11 protein-coding genes are annotated in these 17,224 nt (G+C 42.1%); 8 read left to right on the forward strand and 3 right to left on the reverse strand.

From position 1 onward, the window contains the following. Positions 1–5: 5 nt before the first annotated feature. Both ODOSP_RS14415 and ODOSP_RS14420 read right to left on the reverse strand, forming a co-directional pair. Complete coding sequence (locus tag ODOSP_RS14415; RefSeq protein ID WP_013613035.1) at positions 6–1,724, reverse strand: lipid A phosphoethanolamine transferase; 1,719 nt, start codon at positions 1,722–1,724, stop codon at positions 6–8. 9 nt (positions 1,725–1,733) lie between these two features. Beyond that, on the reverse strand, positions 1,734–2,897 hold the full coding sequence (locus ODOSP_RS14420) for a BamA/TamA family outer membrane protein (RefSeq protein WP_013613036.1): 1,164 nt from the start codon (positions 2,895–2,897) through the stop codon (positions 1,734–1,736). Positions 2,898–3,032: 135 nt separating this feature from the next. Between ODOSP_RS14420 and ODOSP_RS14425 the strand changes: the two genes are divergently transcribed. The 8 genes from ODOSP_RS14425 to ODOSP_RS14460 all read left to right on the forward strand — a co-directional run bounded on the left by ODOSP_RS14425 (position 3,033) and on the right by ODOSP_RS14460 (position 15,346). Continuing rightward, the gene (locus ODOSP_RS14425) at positions 3,033–3,548 is read left to right on the forward strand and encodes a YtfJ family protein (RefSeq protein WP_013613037.1); all 516 of its coding nucleotides are present in this window, start codon (positions 3,033–3,035) and stop codon (positions 3,546–3,548) included. 116 nt (positions 3,549–3,664) lie between these two features. Next, entirely contained in the window at positions 3,665–4,240 is a 576-nt protein-coding gene (locus ODOSP_RS14430) for an RNA polymerase sigma-70 factor (RefSeq protein ID WP_013613038.1), read from the forward strand. Between the two features lie 87 nt (positions 4,241–4,327). After that, on the forward strand, positions 4,328–5,425 hold the full coding sequence (locus ODOSP_RS14435) for a FecR family protein (RefSeq protein WP_013613039.1): 1,098 nt from the start codon (positions 4,328–4,330) through the stop codon (positions 5,423–5,425). A 380-nt stretch (positions 5,426–5,805) separates the two neighbouring features. Next, positions 5,806–9,456 carry a SusC/RagA family TonB-linked outer membrane protein gene (locus ODOSP_RS14440; protein WP_228026213.1) on the forward strand — a complete coding sequence of 1,217 codons (3,651 nt, stop codon included), beginning with the start codon at positions 5,806–5,808 and terminating at the stop codon, positions 9,454–9,456. A gap of 11 nt (positions 9,457–9,467) precedes the next feature. Continuing rightward, positions 9,468–11,072 (forward strand): RagB/SusD family nutrient uptake outer membrane protein, encoded by a 1,605-nt coding sequence (locus ODOSP_RS14445; RefSeq protein ID WP_013613042.1) that lies wholly within the window; start codon positions 9,468–9,470, stop codon positions 11,070–11,072. Between the two features lie 14 nt (positions 11,073–11,086). Continuing rightward, positions 11,087–12,013 carry a putative zinc-binding metallopeptidase gene (locus ODOSP_RS14450; RefSeq protein WP_083813784.1) on the forward strand — a complete coding sequence of 309 codons (927 nt, stop codon included), beginning with the start codon at positions 11,087–11,089 and terminating at the stop codon, positions 12,011–12,013. Positions 12,014–12,024: 11 nt separating this feature from the next. Beyond that, positions 12,025–13,458: a DUF4302 domain-containing protein gene (locus ODOSP_RS14455; RefSeq protein ID WP_013613044.1), complete on the forward strand. Its 1,434-nt coding sequence runs from the start codon at positions 12,025–12,027 to the stop codon at positions 13,456–13,458. A 25-nt stretch (positions 13,459–13,483) separates the two neighbouring features. Next, positions 13,484–15,346, forward strand: a complete 1,863-nt coding sequence (locus tag ODOSP_RS14460; protein WP_013613045.1) for a fibronectin type III domain-containing protein — start codon at positions 13,484–13,486, stop codon at positions 15,344–15,346. A gap of 25 nt (positions 15,347–15,371) precedes the next feature. On the opposite strand, the gene typA is transcribed toward ODOSP_RS14460, so the two are convergent. Next, the gene (typA, locus tag ODOSP_RS14465) at positions 15,372–17,195 is read right to left on the reverse strand and encodes a translational GTPase TypA (protein ID WP_013613046.1); all 1,824 of its coding nucleotides are present in this window, start codon (positions 17,193–17,195) and stop codon (positions 15,372–15,374) included. Positions 17,196–17,224: the final 29 nt, after the last annotated feature.

Genomic DNA, 17,224 nt, shown 5'->3' on the forward strand with positions numbered 1-17,224 from the left:
AGCGTTTACCGGTGGTCCAGATGATTTTTTTCGATCATAGCTTTATCTTGCTTCTTCAAGCCCGAATTATACCAGAAAATAGGTTGATCGTGATCGGTCAGATACATCCTTCGCCGGGCTTTATAATCAGGGCTGATCAGTGAGTAACCGGTATTCAGTAATGGGGTCGTGATAGAGGCCATGTCCAGCATCGTGTGAAAAGCCACGATTGTAGATACCGGTTGTGTCTGGTTGGCGAGTGCCGTTGCATATCGTTCCGGGAATTCCTGCCGGTACTGATCGGAAAACCATAAGAATAGTGGTATGTGCAATTGATAATACGTCGGATGGGGCGAAGCATGCAGGAAGCGTTTCCGGTCGTCGTCCAACAAATCTTCCCCGTGGTCCGGGCTATAGTAAAGTGCTGTCGTATGATTCGTCGAATCCAGAATCTGGATCAGATGGTGCAGAAAATAGTCCGTATAACGGATGCTGTTATCATATGCGTTGATCAGTTGTTGCCGGTTTTTCACCTCCACTTCTGTCGCTTCGTCCGGGGTAAAATGGGCGAACTCCCTCGGATAACGTTCAAAATAGTTGAAATGTGAACCATAGGTGTGCAACACAAAAAATAAGTTATCCGGTAATGAATCGATATAATGCTGCACCAACGGAAGCATGGCATCGTCGTAGTTATTGACGGTATAGATCCCTCCTGCCGATGCCGGGCGGATATTGTGGTGGAAATCCGCTTCTGCTGCAAAATAGTCGGTAAAAGTACGGTTAGGCGTCTGATTCGAGAGGAAAATCGTTTTGAACCCTGCTTCTTTAAAGGCTTCGACAATACTTTTTTGCCCATAGATGTCTTCGAAATGCTCGGCATTGGCGGCGGATAAAATCAGGGGAACACTTTTATGTGTAGCATTTGCCTGTGTAATGGCATCTTTATATAAAGCCAGGCCCTGAATCTGGGATAACAGGGGGGTCGTTTCCCGTTCATATCCCCAAAGGCTCCAGTTCACCGCCCGGCTGGCTTCTCCTACTACCAACACATAAATCTCCCTATCCGCCGATTTTACACTTTTATGGGCCTGGAAAGTGAAGTCTTTCGACGTGAGAGGATAAATCATACTCCGTTGCCATTTTTTCACGGCAAAACGAAGATTATAATAGATATTCACCGGGAATACGTCGTATTGCAATTTATAGCTTCCCGTATTCCTGTTCGTAGCCGTGAAGGTCAAACCGTACGAAACCAGCCCGATAATCAACCCGGTACAAGCCATCTTTTTCCGGAACACAGGCGTCAGATGCACCCTCTTTTTACAACCGATAGCTGCAATCACAATCGTAGGGATATAGATCACACAAACCAGGATGATCGCCGGCCACAGATTATTCAGCAATTCACTGGCTTCCGTCACGTTGGTCGTCGCCAGGTTCAGAAACATATCGACAGCGATCACCGATTCGCCGAACAGGTAGAATAAAACGATCTGAAAAGCATTGAAGATCAATTGCGGGATCAATATCAGCTGCATCAATCCGATATTTTTCAACCACGAGAATACAAAAAGATACATTCCCAACGGAAAAGTGACCAGGATCACCTTTCCCATAAAAGAATAAGGTTCTGTAAATACCAGCAAAATACAGGGAATCAGGTTGACGATAACGAAGAAACGGAATAACTGACGTGCATCGGTCAGAAAACGTCGGAATAACAGATTTATTTGATGTAACATAGTCATTGTTTAAAAAGCTTCGTCGATATTAAAATAAAAAGCACTTTGCCCTTTTCCGAATCCATAATCCAACCGGACATTTACCCGTTTCTTGAATTCCCACCGGTAGCCGATGCCGTAAGTAGGCAGCGTTTCCTTCCATTTGAAGTACTTGAATTTCGGAAACACATTTCCTGCACCTCCCCAAAGGGCGATTCCATGCCGGTTGTAGATATGTTGTCTTAGTTCTACCTGAGTTTGTATCAGGTCGTTGTCCCGGTATTGTCCTTCATAATAGCCTCTCATCTGATAAGAACCTCCCAATAGGGCGACCATACTCCAGGGGGTATTACCGTAATTGAATGTCCCCTGCAAATCGGATGCCAGAATGGCTCCTTTCCACAACTTATTGTATTGCCTGAAGAATACTTCTGTCCGTTTGAATTTGTTTCCCCAGAAATCCGGGAAAAAGAGCTGGTCGATTCTGGCATAAGTTCCCCGGTATGGATTAGGAAGAAAATCCCTCGAATCATAAGTCAGAAACAGACCGAATCCTTGTGTGGCGATATTTGCTTTTTCACCGTCCAGAAAACCGGGGTCTTTAAAATCTTTACCGTTGACATGCCTGAAAAGTCCCGTCACCCCCAGATAGGTGTTGGGAAACAGACGGCGTGAGAAATCCACCCGGATTTGTTTCTCCAGGCGTTTGTAAGTCGTGTAATGATCCTTCTGATTTCCGTTTGTATAACCGATACCCCAGTATTTACTCGGAAAAGAAAAGAAGTAAAAATTGATCCCGAGCCTGTATTTGTCTTCTTTAAAAATGGTCGTCCCCCGGATGCCTAACAGATAAAAACCGGTGGTAGTTACGTCCCCGTAAAAAGAAATGTTGGAAGGCGGAAGGGTCAGATGCTCCCGGTCTACCCGGTACAGTCCCGAAGCTACCAGACCTAGTCCCAATTTGGTGTCGCTCGAAAAATGCGGTCCGCCGATAACCGAGAAATCGAATCGTTTGGTTTCTTTCTCCTGGTTTGCTTCTGTGAAATAGCGGTATACATTTTTATACATCCTTTTGAAAAAGGCAGGACGTGACTCCAGGCTATCCACAGATAATGTGTCTGTAGTTGGGGTATTTCCATGGCTTATCGAGTAAGACAAGAGGAAGAATAAGATGAGGAGTACGCATTTTTGCATGCTTTTCTTTTTATTGACTTTATTTTCAAATGTTTAATGCACTTTTTTTCGTCCTGTACAAACCATTTTCGTACAAACTGTAAAACATTTACGCAAGAATGATGCCAAGGTTCAATAAATGAAAATGAATTTGAGATGAAAAAGATTTTTATTCTATGTTTAGGAATAGGACTCCTCTTCTCGTACCGAGGGTTCGGACAAGTGGGAGAAAAAGTTTTTTCTGTAAATATCCTGAATATGAATAATGACACTGTTGCTTTGCCGATGTTGGGACAGAAAAATTTGCTGATATTTTATGCTGATCCTTCACATCCTGGACAGAACAAAACCTTCCGCGATTATTTCAAGACTCATCCGGTGTCAGGGCTGGAAATTACATCTTATGGTATTGTCAATTTAGCTGCCGCTCCGATGCTTCCGAATGCTTTGATTAAGAGAATGGCTTTGAAAGAGGTAAAAGGAACGGATGGAAAAATTTATTTTGATCCGGATGGGATTTTAGCTACGGCTTGGAAATTACCAGGAGCGAATAATAATTTTACAGTGATCTTTATTAATAAGAATCAGGTAATTGAGTTTTATAAAGCTGGCCAGTTGACACCTGAAGAACAAGAACAGGTGATTGCTTTAGTACGAAAATATAGTAATTAGTTTTACTTTTTGATATCTGATTCGTACCCTTATTTTGTATATTTTGTAATTTTACGTTTGTTTTTTTTATATTTGTGCAATTATCATTATTTGTACAACTATCATTTTCGACGTAAGTGAGTATACAGAGTGATACATATCTTTTGAAATCGGGCGATACTGCGGCTTTTGAACGGGTATTCCAATATTACTCCCGAAGTATGTTTTATGTGGCGATGGGGTTAGTCGAGGACCGGCAAATTGCCGAGGATGCTGTACAGGAGAGTTTTATAAATTTATGGGCTCATCGGGAACAGATTAATCCGGATTATGACCTTCAATATTACCTGAATCAATCTGTCCGGAATTATATTTATAAGTATTTCCGGCATTGCCGGGTCAGGGAGAAGCATGCAGAAGCTTTGATCCGGGAGTATAAATTTTGGGCAGATTACAAATCCGAAGATTTGGCCGAGAAGGTAGAAAATGTCCGGGAATTACTTCTCTCTTTACCGGAAAACTGCCGGAAAATTTTTGTCATGGCTGTTATTGAGGGGACTGGTTATGCAGAAACCGCATCGAAACTGAATGTGTCAGTTAATACAGTCAAGTCACAGGTCAAAATTGCTTACCGTAAATTGAAGGGGATGTGGGGTATATCTGAAAATGAATTGCTTTTGTTTCTAATTTTTATTTATTTGAAAAAATTTTAATAATCTTTTCACCCTTTTAAATGTCTTAGGGTTATTAAAGACAAATTGATTTCGATCGACTGTTTTTAATACTATAGTTTTGGAAGGATGAAGGAGATTTTTACGAAAATATGGAAATTTCTTTGGGAAAGAACCGGAAGAAAAGAGCTGGATTCAGACGAAATCTGGTTGTTGGAGCGGATGGATCGTATTGCAGCTATTGAAGAACCGGATTATGACCGGATGTGGGAACGGATTCGCCGGAAAACGATTTGTAAAAACTCACCACGGGTAAAACTCTGGCGGGGAGTGGCTGCGGTGGCATTGCCTATGGCTGTCATTTGTACAGCAGTTTATTTTTTCCGGGAAAAAACGCAACAACCGTCCGGGCAATTTCTAGTGGAAAACCAGAAGGAGACTTCTTCCCGAATCAGTCTGACTTTGGGTAATGGAAAGGTGCTGAAGATTCCGAAAGATTCTGTCGGGGAGGTTTTGAAGACCGGACAGGTTGCTGTGCATCAGGATTCTTTGAAAGGGATTGTGTATGTTGTTTCCGGAAAAGAAGACGAAAAATTACATTATCATACGATAGAGATACCGGTAGGGGCTGATTACCGGCTAACCTTGTCCGATGGTACAGTTGTATATCTTAATTCTGCAAGTAAACTGACATTTCCTGCAGCTTTTGTCGGAGATGAACGACGGGTATTTCTGGAAGGGGAAGGTTATTTTGAAGTGGAGAGTGATAAACAGCATCCTTTCCGGGTGGAAGTGAATGGTACTATTGTCGAAGCTGTAGGGACAATTTTTAATATCAATGCTTATCCTGAAAAAGACGGAGTAGAAGCCACTTTGGTATCTGGTAAAGTGAATGTTGAAAACGGACAAGACCGGGTGTCTCTGATCCCCGGACAACAGGCCCGTTGTGGGATGAAGAATATTGAGGTTTGTGAGGTTGATACCCGGGAATACATCAGTTGGAAGAATGGAATGTTTATTTTCAATGAGATGACTTTGGAGAATATCATGGTGCAGATGCAACGTTGGTATGGGCTTGATGTCTTTTTCCAGAATGAAAGTGCTAAATCTCATGCTTTCAAAGGAATGATTGACAAGCACTTGTCACCCCAGGAAGTTTTCCGTATCATAGAAAAAACTGCAAATGTACGGTTTGAGATGAAAGGGAATACGGTGGTCATTGAGTAAGAACAAAAAAAAGTCCTTATTTCGGGCATAAAATTTCCGGAAAAAGTGAAAGCGAACTGATGTAAATTGAATTAAATGAGAGTAAAATTCAGGCTTGAGAAAACAGAAAATGGAATCTGTAAAATTTGCAGTAAATATTTAGTAATTAAAAGATAAAAATAGTGTAAGATGATAAAAAACAGAAATGAGTGATCGGGAATTTGTGGTTTCTACCCGATTTTATTTGAATTCATTTGATTTCACTCAATTCAACTTAAATAAAGGACCCTTTTTTAATCAAAATAAAAACCGGCGATTGCTGGACACAATCACCGGAAGATAACGTCCCGTTACTCTTTGGACGGAAATAACGGGAGATGTTGGATTTCAAATACAAACTTATGAAAAAAAAACAATTTTTTGTTGTACATCAGCGGCAATTGCCCCAAAAAACATTGCGTGTTATGAAATTAACGCTGATTTTGTGTTTGGTATTTCTAATCAAAGTAAATGCCAGAGGTTTTTCACAGGATATCCGGGTTTCGCTCGATTGTCAGAATGAGCGACTGGGAGATGTCTTTAAGGAGCTGGAAAAGCAGACCAATTATTTTTTCTTTTTCAATGTTAAAAGCATAGATACTGAAAAGAGAGTTTCCCTGTCTTTCAAAGAAGAAGAACTTGAACGTGCCTTGAAGAGAATTGTAGGCGATCGTTATCAGTATGAACTTTCTGGCAATCTGATCATTGTTACGGAAAGTAAATTGGGTACTCCCACAACTCCTCAGGCTCAGAAGAGGAAAATTACGGGAACTGTCAAGGATAAAAAGGGAGAGCCTTTACCGGGAGTGAATGTATTGGTGAAAGGAACATCTGTTGGAGTCGCTACTGATATCAATGGTAAATTTATAATTGAGAGCCCTGTGGTGAAGTCGCCTGTATTGGTTTTCTCATTTGTGGGAATGTTGAATAAAGAGGTGACTGTAAGTTCGGATGCTCCGCTGAATGTGGTGCTGGAAGACGAAGAAAAGGTGTTGGATGATGTTATTGTAACCGGTTACCGGAGTATCAGTAAGACTACCTTTACCGGTTCTTCAACTAAATTGCAGCAGGATGACATCAAACTGAAGGGGGTAATGGATGTCAGCCGTATGCTGGAAGGGGCTGTCGCTGGTGTGAGTATACAGAATGTGTCCGGAACTTTTGGTGCTGCCCCGAAAGTGCGTGTGCGTGGTGCTACCTCTTTGTCGGGTGAGAATAAGCCTTTGTGGGTGATTGACGGGATTGTACATGAAGACATTGTAAGTGTTAGTAATGATGATTTGACCAGTGGCGATCCTACGACCTTATTGGGATCGGCAGTGGCAGGTTTAAATGCCAATGATATTGAAAGTATTGATATCCTGAAAGATGCTGCTGCGACAGCGCTTTATGGAGCCCGGGCTATGAATGGGGTGGTGGTGGTAACTACCCGGCGGGGGGCTGAAGGGCGCCCTGTTTTCCGCTATTCCGGAAATTTTACCGTGCAACTTCGTCCTACTTATGCTGATTATGACATTATGAATTCCGGTGATCAGATGTCTGTATATGCTGAGCTTGAAAGAAAAGGGTTTTTGAATTCGGACTTGGTGAATGCGTCGAATTCCGGAGTGTATGGAAAAATGTATAAAATGATTAATTCCTTTGATCCGGAAACCGGAAAGTTTCAGTTGGAAAATACCCGGGAAGCCAGGAATGCATTTTTGAGACACTATGCCAATGCCAATACTGACTGGTTTAAAATTTTATTCCGGAATTCGCTGCAACAGGAGCATTCCATCAGCATTTCAGGAGGTAGCCAGCGTAGCCGTTCATATGCTTCTCTGAGTTTTCTGAATGATGAGGGCTGGACTGTGGCTGATAAGGTGAGACGTTATACCGCAAATCTTCGCAATAATTATAAATTGGCTGAAAATTTGGATTTAGGCGTACAATTGATAGGGTCACTACGGGATCAGAAAGCTCCGGGATCTTTGTCCCGCCGGAGTAATACGGTGGAAGGCTCCTATGACCGGAATTTCGATATTAATCCATTTAGCTATGCTTTAAATACCAGCCGTGTACTCACCTGTTTTGATGAGGCTGGAAATCCGGAATTTTTTACCCGGAATTATGCCCCTTTCAATATTATCAATGAATTGCAGAACAACTCCATCCATTTGAAAATGGTGGATGTAAAGGCACAATTGGAATTAGGTTGGGAAATCATTAAAGGACTCCGCTATGAGTTTATGGGAGCTGTGCGTTATGTAAAATCCGACCGGGAACATATGATTACTGAAAATTCGAATATGGCAGAAGCCTACCGGGCTGATTATACTTCAACCATCCGTGCTAAAAATAAATTTTTATACAAAGATCCTGAACATCCGGAAGCAGAAGCCATATCTGTATTACCCTATGGTGGTTTTTATAACCGGTCCGAAGATCAGTTAACCAGTTATGATGTCCGCAACTCTTTTAAATACAATAAAAAATTCGGCTTGCACGATCTGAATATGATTGCGGGTGTGCAGGTGAAATATGCTGACCGCCAGAAGTTTTCAAATACCGGTTACGGTTATCAATACAATGAAGGGGGGAAAGTCACTGTGGATTACAGGATTATGAAAATGATGATCGAAAGTAATTTTGATTATTATGGAATGGGAACTACCCGTGACCGTTTTGCTGCATTCTATTTTAATGCCGATTATGGTTTTGATTCCCGTTATATTTTTTCCGGAACAGTCCGGTATGACGGAACAAATGCTTTGGGAAGCAATCGTAGTGCCCGTTGGTTACCGACTTGGAATGTTAGTGCCAAATGGAATATCAGTAATGAACATTTCATGGAATCTACCGAATGGATCGATCAATTGTCGTTGCGTGGATCTTATGGCTTGACTGCTTCTATGAATTCTTCCGCTTCTGCTTCTGCTAAGTTTGTCAATGAAAATACCAAACGTCCTTATGGTAATGAGATCGAATCGGTAATTACTCTGGAAGCACTTGAAAACTCTGAATTAACGTGGGAAAAGGGACATGTGCTCAACTTGGGAATTGATATCGGTTTGTTTAACCGGCGTCTGGATGTAATCTTTGACTATTGGAGAAGAAATAGTTTCGATTTGATTGCCTCTTTGAAGAATTCAGCTATCGGAGGTACGCTTTATAAATATGCCAATTATGCCGATATGGAATCCCGGGGTTATGATTTGGCTATCGGTGTTACCCCTATCCGTACAAAAAACTGGAATTGGAAATCAAACCTGACCTTGGGGTATACGACAACCAAAATTACAAACTCCAAGAACATGCCTTCTATTTATAATATGATCAATGCCAGTGGTGGGAACCGCGAAGGATATCCCGTGGGGAGCTTGTTTTCTATTCAGTATAAGGGATTGGAGCACGATACAGGCGTTCCTCTGTTTATCAATGAGAGCGGAGTGATTGCTAATTCAGTTTATTTCCAGAGTACAAATCTGGATTATCTGAAGTATGAGGGACCGATTGATCCGGAGTATACCGGAGGATGGTCGAATACATTCCGTTGGAAAGATCTTTCATTGAATGTGTTCCTCACTTTCCAAGCCGGCAATAAAATCCGTCTGGCTCCGGCATTTAAGACCAGCTATAGCGAACTGGACGCAATGTCGAGTGTCTTTTTTGACCGTTGGATGCAACCCGGGGATGAAAAATATACCAACGTGCCTTCTATTGTCGATGTGTTAACAGCTGACGGTTTTAAAAGTAAATACCCTTATAATTCTTATAACTACTCAACGGAACGGGTGGCTAAAGGTGACTTTATACGTCTGAAAACTATTTCGCTGACCTATAAAGTTCCTAAACATTATTTGCAGAGAACTAAAGTTCTGAGTGATGTGTCCCTAACTGTTGCCGGTTCTAATCTTTGGTTGATTTATGCAGATAAAAAGCTGAACGGACAGGATCCTGAGTTTTATAATACCGGAGGTGTGGCTCAGCCACTTTCCCGTCAGTTTACGATTGCCTTGAATATTGGTTTTTAAATGATATGATTATGAAGAAATACTTTAGAAATATAGCGGTTGGGGGATTGGTACTATTAACTGGTTGTAACAATTTCCTGGATGTGGTTCCCGATGACCGGACAGAGATCAATACTACCGAAAAGTTGGCAAAACTGGTAGCCGATGCTTATCCTAAAGCTTCCTATGCTGCCATGCTGAATTCCCGTGTAGATTTTGTGACTGATAAAGGTTCTGGTAAACAAGAAAATAATTCGAATACAGATCCTTTTTTCTGGCGGGATGTAGAGGATGAGACTCAGGATACTCCAACCTGGTTCTGGAGAAAGTTTTACTACAGTATCGCTGAAGTGAATCATGCCCTGAAAGCTGCAGAAGAAATGGGGGCTCCGAAAGAGCAGGAACCCTATATCGCTGAAGCAAAAATGATCCGTTCGTTTTCGCATTTTATGCTGGTATCTTTGTTTGCTAAGTTCTATGATAAAGATAGTGACAATAGTAGTCCCGGTGTTCCTTATGTAACGGAACCGGAAACAGTGGCTTTGGCGAAATATGACCGTGAAACTGTAGCTAAAACTTACGAAAAAATTGAAAAAGATCTGATTGAATCCATTGATAAATTGGGATCAGATGCGATTTATACCGTTCCCCGGTATCATTTTACCCGGGCTGCTGCCAATGCTTATGCTTCGCGTTTTTATCTTTACAAAGGAGATTGGGGAAAAGTAATTACTTATGCCAGTAAAGTGTTCCCTATGCCATCCGTATTTGTCGGCCAGGAAGGGGCGAAAAATGTTTCGGATAGAGATAATGCAAATATTTATGCAAAAAACAATTTTCAGCCTTGGTTAACTACCTATGCTGTGGCGCCTGGTTCCAGTGATGTGAAAATAGCCTATACCAAGTCGGATAATACCTCTAACCTGTTGTTGACGGAAATGTCATCCCGGATGTCCCGCTATGCCAATACCTGGAGATATGGTTGTGTGAAATCGGATTTGGAACAGACGCTGACCAGTTCGGCTCTGAATGTGACAGGAGGTCAATGGGCTTATCGCAACTGGTATAGTGGGGATAACTATTATGTACCCAAATATTATGAATTGTTTATCAAGACAGATATTAACGCTTCCTCCGGGATAATTTATACGATCTTCCCGACTTTCCGGAACGAAGAGGTGTTACTGAACCGGGCGGAAGCTTATGTAATGCTGGAGGATTATGAGAAGGCACTTGCAGATCTGAATATTTTCTGCCGGCAGAGGATCAAGAATTATAATGAAGAAAAGCATGTGATTACAGAACAGACTGTAGTTAAATTTTATAATGCGGCTTTGTCAAACGAAGATCATTTTATGAAAAAATATAATGCTTATGGTTCTGCTTCCTGGAGCGATGTGAAAAAAGCATTGATTCTTTGTATACTCGATTTCCGTCGTAATGAATTTATGTGGGAAGGACTCCGTTGGTGGGATATGATGCGCTATCGGATTCCTATCACCCATACTACGAAAGAGGGCGACAGTAATACCCTTTATCCGGGCGATGACCGTTGGTTGTTGCAGTTGCCTGAAACTGCTGAACTGGCAGATGTACAGTTAAATCCCCGAAGTAATTTTCTGAGTAGACAATGGTAAATGAGAAAGATGTTATGAGAAAACTAAAATATTTTGCCGGCATAGCCGCAGCTCTGATGCTGTGGGGGTGTTCTGAAGACAAATTTGTGCCCGACCAGTATTTGAATGGTTTGGGAGGCGATGAGTATGTTCTGAATGAAATCGACGAGTGGATTATCGATAATTATACGCGTCCTTACAATATGGAAGTGAAATATCGCTGGGATCAGTCGGAGCTTGACCTGAACCGGACATTGGTACCGATTAAAGAAGAATTGGTGGTTTCTGTTATGAAAGTGGTGCAGGAGATCTGGATTAAACCTTATGAACAATTGGCTGGAGCCAATTTCATCCGTTCCTATTCACCTAAAAAATATGTACTCGTGGGTAGTCCGAAATATAATCCGAATACCGGGACTATCACTTTGGGTGAAGCTGAAGGAGGAAGAAAGATTGTGCTGTACCGTCTGAATTGGTTCGATCTGAAAGACCGCGATTTGATTCAGCAGATCATGAAAACCGTCCATCATGAATTTGGGCATACTTTGCACCAAACGATTTTGTACCCCGAAGAGTTTAAAAACATTACCCCGGGTGGATATACGACTTCCTGGAACAATATGAGTGAAGAGGAAGCCTTGAAACTGGGATATGTCAGCAGTTATGCCTGTGCCGGGCCTGATGAGGATTTCGTAGAAATGATCGCGCGGATTGCAGTATTTGGGCCGGAATGGTATGAGAAAAAAGTGGCCCGGGCTAAAGAATTGTATCTGAATGCGACTTCAGCTTTAGATTTCGCATATGATCCTTCCGAAGCTCTCCGGCAGAAGGAAACAATTGTGGTAAGCTATCTGAAAGATATCTGGGGAATCAATTTCTACGATCAGGATGGAGAAAAGGGATTGGTTACTCTGGTTCAGGAAGCAATCGACTATGTGACAAGTGATGATTATAAACAGTAAATTTTATCCCTATGAACAGATATCTTTTTTTCTTCATTATAGTCCTGTTTATTGGTTGTGATAAAACAGAGGACAATATTTTTACCCAGACTCCTGACGAAAGGTTAAAAGCAACTGCCGATGAATACCGGGAAGCCTTATTTTCTGCACCTAACGGATGGTTTCTGGCTGTGGATACAAAGAAAGACGGAGCTTACCGGCTGTGGATGTCGTTTGAAGAGAATGAACGGGTAGGTATGCTTTCTGATATGGATGCAACTTTCAGCAAAGCCGGGGAGACTTCTGTTGTTCCCTGTATTTCTTCGTGGCGTTTGAAAGCTTTGCTAGCTCCTTCCTTGATATTCGATACCTATAGTTATTTACATATTTTGGCGGATCCTCAGGGGGCGAATAACGGAGGAAGTAATTCTGAGGGGTTGATTTCCGATTTTGAATTCCGGATCGTAGATACTGATAATGGAGGAATTAATCTGATTGGGAATTATAATGGTCGTCTGGCACGGATGGACCGGGCTACTCCCGAAGAGGCAGAGAAAGTTGTACAGGGAGGATTGAAAAAAGTGATTGAACATCATGATGAATTCCTGAATTCCAATAAATTTCCGACGGTTGAAGTCGATGGGAAAAGATACCTGATGCGTCCGAATTTCAGGAAAACGGAGTTTGCTTATGTAGATGAAGAGGGGGTATTGACAGAGCTTGCTGTCGGTTCCTATCTGGATTTTCAGGGAATAACCCAGGAAAATGCGCAAAGTAATGTTTATTTCTTTGAACCTGCAGAAATTAATGGTATGAAAGTGGATGGTATGAAATGGATAGGAAATAAATATCAGGTTGAAATTAATGATAAAACTTATGAATTGGTAGATAATCTGGTTCCCCCCTATCCATTGAATTTTGGTTATAATCAGACCTTTTCCCAATTGTATATGAATCCTTCAGCTATGGTGGGTACTTTAACGGATCCTTTTATGAGTGAAGTGTATACTCCGGCTTATAATCGTTTGAATGGCAGGACACGTGCTATTCAGGAAATGTATTGTAAGTTTGTGATGAATGCGACTATTGGTAAGCCTGTTATGGAATTGGGTATCACATATTTAAATACTTCCACGCAGAAAAGTTTTACTGCAAAATGGCAATATCCCTATACTTTGAATGAGGATGGTACGATAACATTTACGGATCGCGAACAGACAGGGTCAACGAATGAATTTTACTACGAAATGTATATGAAAGAATTGCCGGATTTCTTTTGTAGTTTAGAATATTCACATTACGATACAGGTGAAAGCTGGGCAAATGTAGAGAAATCTAAAATCATTCCTCATACTTTTAAGATTGATTGGGCTGAAAACAAGACTCAGGGATTAACAGGGAATATCGGTGGTATGTTCCGGGCTGACCGGGAGGAAATGTATCTTGCCGGGCAGTTAAAGCAATAGTAAAATATTTATAAAATGACATGTTATGGAAAAATATAGATTTTTGTGGTCATTGCTACTGGTCAGTTTGTCAAGCATCCTGTTTTCTTGTTCAGATGATGATGAAGTGACCGGTCCGCTGACAATAAAGACCGGATTATTAAAAGAGATTGGTTATACAACGGCTGTTTGTGGAGGGGAGATCAGCGGGGGAAGTGGGATTGGTAATCGTGGAGTGTGTTGGTCAACTGATGTCCAACCGACTGTCAAAGACAAACATACCACTGATGGCAGCGGACGTGGTGAATTCCGGAGTGAGATAACCGGATTGACCGAAGGTGTACAGTATTATGTCCGGGCTTGGGTGGAAACAAGCGATGGTGTTAAATATGGGGAAGAAAAAACCTGTGTAACATTGGCTCATGGACGGCCTACGATGTTACTGATGGGGATAAATAATATAAAGGAGACCTCGGCAGAAGTACAGGCTCAGGTGTTTACGGACGGAGGGGTGGACATAACAGAAAGAGGTGTCGTTTATCGTTTGCAATCAGCTGGAACAGATGAACCTGCTTTGGAAAATGCGACGAAACTGAAGGTTGAAGGGAAAACAGGACTTTTGGAAGGTATCTTAAACGGATTGACCGATAATGAAACTTACATTTGCCGGGCATATGTCGTTTATGCAGAGGGGACAATCTATACGAAAAGTGAGACCTTTACCACTGAAAAATACACAGCACCGAAAGCAGAGATAGAGGAGGTAAAAGATATTACCAATACTGCATTTACAGTTACGGTGAATATAGCTTCCGGTACTCCTCTGCCTGTGCTGGAATATGGTGTAGTTTGGGGGATTAAGTCAGGACCGACGATCGAGAACAATAAGCTGAAACTGGGAGAAGGAGATGGACAGACTTCGACGACTGTCGGCGAGTTGCAGGAAGGTTCTGTATATTATGTACGGCCTTATGCCGTAAATAAAAACGGAATCACTTATGGTGAAGAAGAAGTAGTCGCAACTTTAAGTTATAAAGCGGCTATTACAACCCGGATGACTGCGTATGTTACTGCCCACCGGGCTTATGTCGGAGGTGAGATCCTGAATACAGGTGTTTTGAATGCAGCCGTAACAGAAGCCGGCGTTTGTTGGGGAATGGCTGAGCATCCGACAATTGCTGATAATAAATTGAAAGCAGAGGGTATTGGAAATGATCACACCGAATTCGATTCATTGATGCTTTTTCCTTTAAAACCGGAGACAAAGTATTATGTTCGTACGTATGTTATAAATGAATATGGAACTAATTATGGGGATGAGTACTCTTTTACTACCCGTGAACCGGTGGCTGATTTTTTCAAGGCAGAAGGCAGTAGTGGGGATAATCCTGTGTTTAACGGCTTAAATCTTACTTCCACCTATCCGGGAGGAATCGCTTCCGGAGATCAACAGGATGCTTATGAAAGATTGAGCAATATTCTGACTACTTATGGTAAACGCGTCCTGACGGCTTACCGGATTTATCTGGTCCCGGATAAAAGCCAGCAACCTCGTTATATCTATACTACCATTCAATATCAGAATAGTGCCGGAAATGCATATGTGGGGATATGGCGGGATAAGATAGATTGGGATGCTGATTATGTATACACGGTATCTCATCATCAGAGTAACGGAAATAATGCGACGAATATTTACAACAGTGCTGTGAAAAATGGACAGGAAGAAGATTTATTGCGGAGTGTGGATTATTTGAGCCAAAGTCCTTTTGTTATAGATTGGGATAATGAAAATTCTACTACAATAAATAGTGCTTTCTACATTATTCCGATTAAATATCCGGATAAGTTTAAACGTATGGGCGTATTCCGCTATACGAGCTTAACACCGGCTGAGGACTGGTGGTAAAAAAAAGCCCCGACCGGGGCTTTTTTTAATCTTCTACGCTGGTAATACGTTTACTTTGGCGTTTCCGTTCTGTTTCATCGAGGATGATTTTACGTAAACGCATGGAATGAGGGGTTACCTCAACATATTCATCTTCCTGTATGTATTCCAATGCTTCTTCCAGACTGAATTTAATAGGGGGAGCTATGTTTACTTTGTCATCTGACCCACTGGCGCGCATATTGGTCAGTTTTTTAGATTTGCATACATTGATCACGATATCGTCCGGACGGGTACTTTCACCGATCACCTGGCCGGCATACACTGTTTCGCCCGGTTCGATAAAGAATTTCCCTCTATCCTGCAATTTGTTGATAGCATAAGCAAAAGTATCTCCCGTTTCCATAGCGATCAACGAACCGTTGATCCGCATTTCGATATCTCCTTTATAAGGTTCGAATCCTTTCAGACGGTGTGCAATGATGGCTTCTCCTGCCGAAGCCGTCAGCAAATTGCTACGCAAACCGATGATTCCGCGTGAAGGAATGTCGAAATCCAGGTGAACACGGTCGTCGCGGGTTTCCATATTGTTGAGGACTCCTTTTCGCTTCGTAACCATTTCGATGGCTTTCCCCGAAAATTCTTCCGGGATATCGATCGTCAGTTCTTCTATCGGTTCGCATTTCTGACCGTCGATTTCTTTAATGATTACCTTCGGCTGTCCCACCTGAAGCTCATAGCCTTCCCGCCGCATCGTTTCGATCAAAACACTCAAATGCAATACACCACGGCCGTAAACGATGAATGAATCCGCGCTTAATCCCGGTTCTACCCGCAGGGCCAGGTTCTTTTCCAGCTCTCTGTCCAGCCGTTCCTTGATGTGGCGTGAAGTGACGTATTTACCGTCTTTACCGAAGAAGGGCGAGTTATTGATCGTAAACAACATACTCATCGTCGGCTCGTCGATAGCGATCGGGGTCAGGGCTTCCGGATTTTCAAAATCGGCGATAGTATCTCCGATCTCAAATCCTTCGATACCTACGATAGCACATATTTCTCCGGCCTCTACTTCCTCTACCTTTTGTTTTTCCAGTCCCTCGAACAACATCAAATCTTTGATCCGGCTTTTGATCTGTGTCACCCCGTCTCGTTTGCAAAGGGTGACCGGCATACCGGATTTCAGTTTTCCCCGGGTCAGTTTACCGATAGCGATCCGCCCGATATAAGAGGAATATTCCAATGAAGTGATCATCATCTGAGGAGTTCCTTCGGTTGCTTCGGGTTCGGGGATATCTTCGATGATTGCGTCCAAAAGGGCGGTAATATCTTCTGTTTTGTTTTTCCAGTCCGTCGACATCCAGCCTTGTTTGGCACTTCCGTAAATCGTTTTAAAATCCAGTTGTTCTTCACTGGCTCCCAGGGAGAACATCAGATCGAAGACCTCTTCCTGCACTTCGTCCGGTCGGCAGTTCGGCTTATCCACCTTATTTACCACCACGATAGCTTTCTTGCCTAATCCCAACGCTTTCTGCAATACAAAGCGGGTTTGGGGCATCGTGCCCTCGAAAGCATCCACCAGTAACAATACGCCGTCGGCCATGTTCAATACACGTTCCACCTCTCCGCCGAAATCCGAGTGGCCCGGAGTGTCTATAATGTTTATCTTATAGTCTTTATAATGAACAGAAACGTTTTTTGCCAGGATAGTAATTCCCCGTTCACGTTCTTGATCATTATTATCCAGAATTAAATCTCCACTTTGTTTTTCGTTTTCTCTGAATTGTTTGCCCTGCAAAATCATTTTATCCACGAGGGTTGTTTTTCCGTGGTCGACGTGTGCAATAATGGCAATGTTTCTTAATTTCCGCATTTGTGTATCTATAATTTTAGGGGGACAAA

It is taken from the genome of Odoribacter splanchnicus DSM 20712, from assembly GCF_000190535.1.
In the GTDB taxonomy this organism is placed as follows: Bacteria; Bacteroidota; Bacteroidia; order Bacteroidales; family Marinifilaceae; genus Odoribacter; species Odoribacter splanchnicus.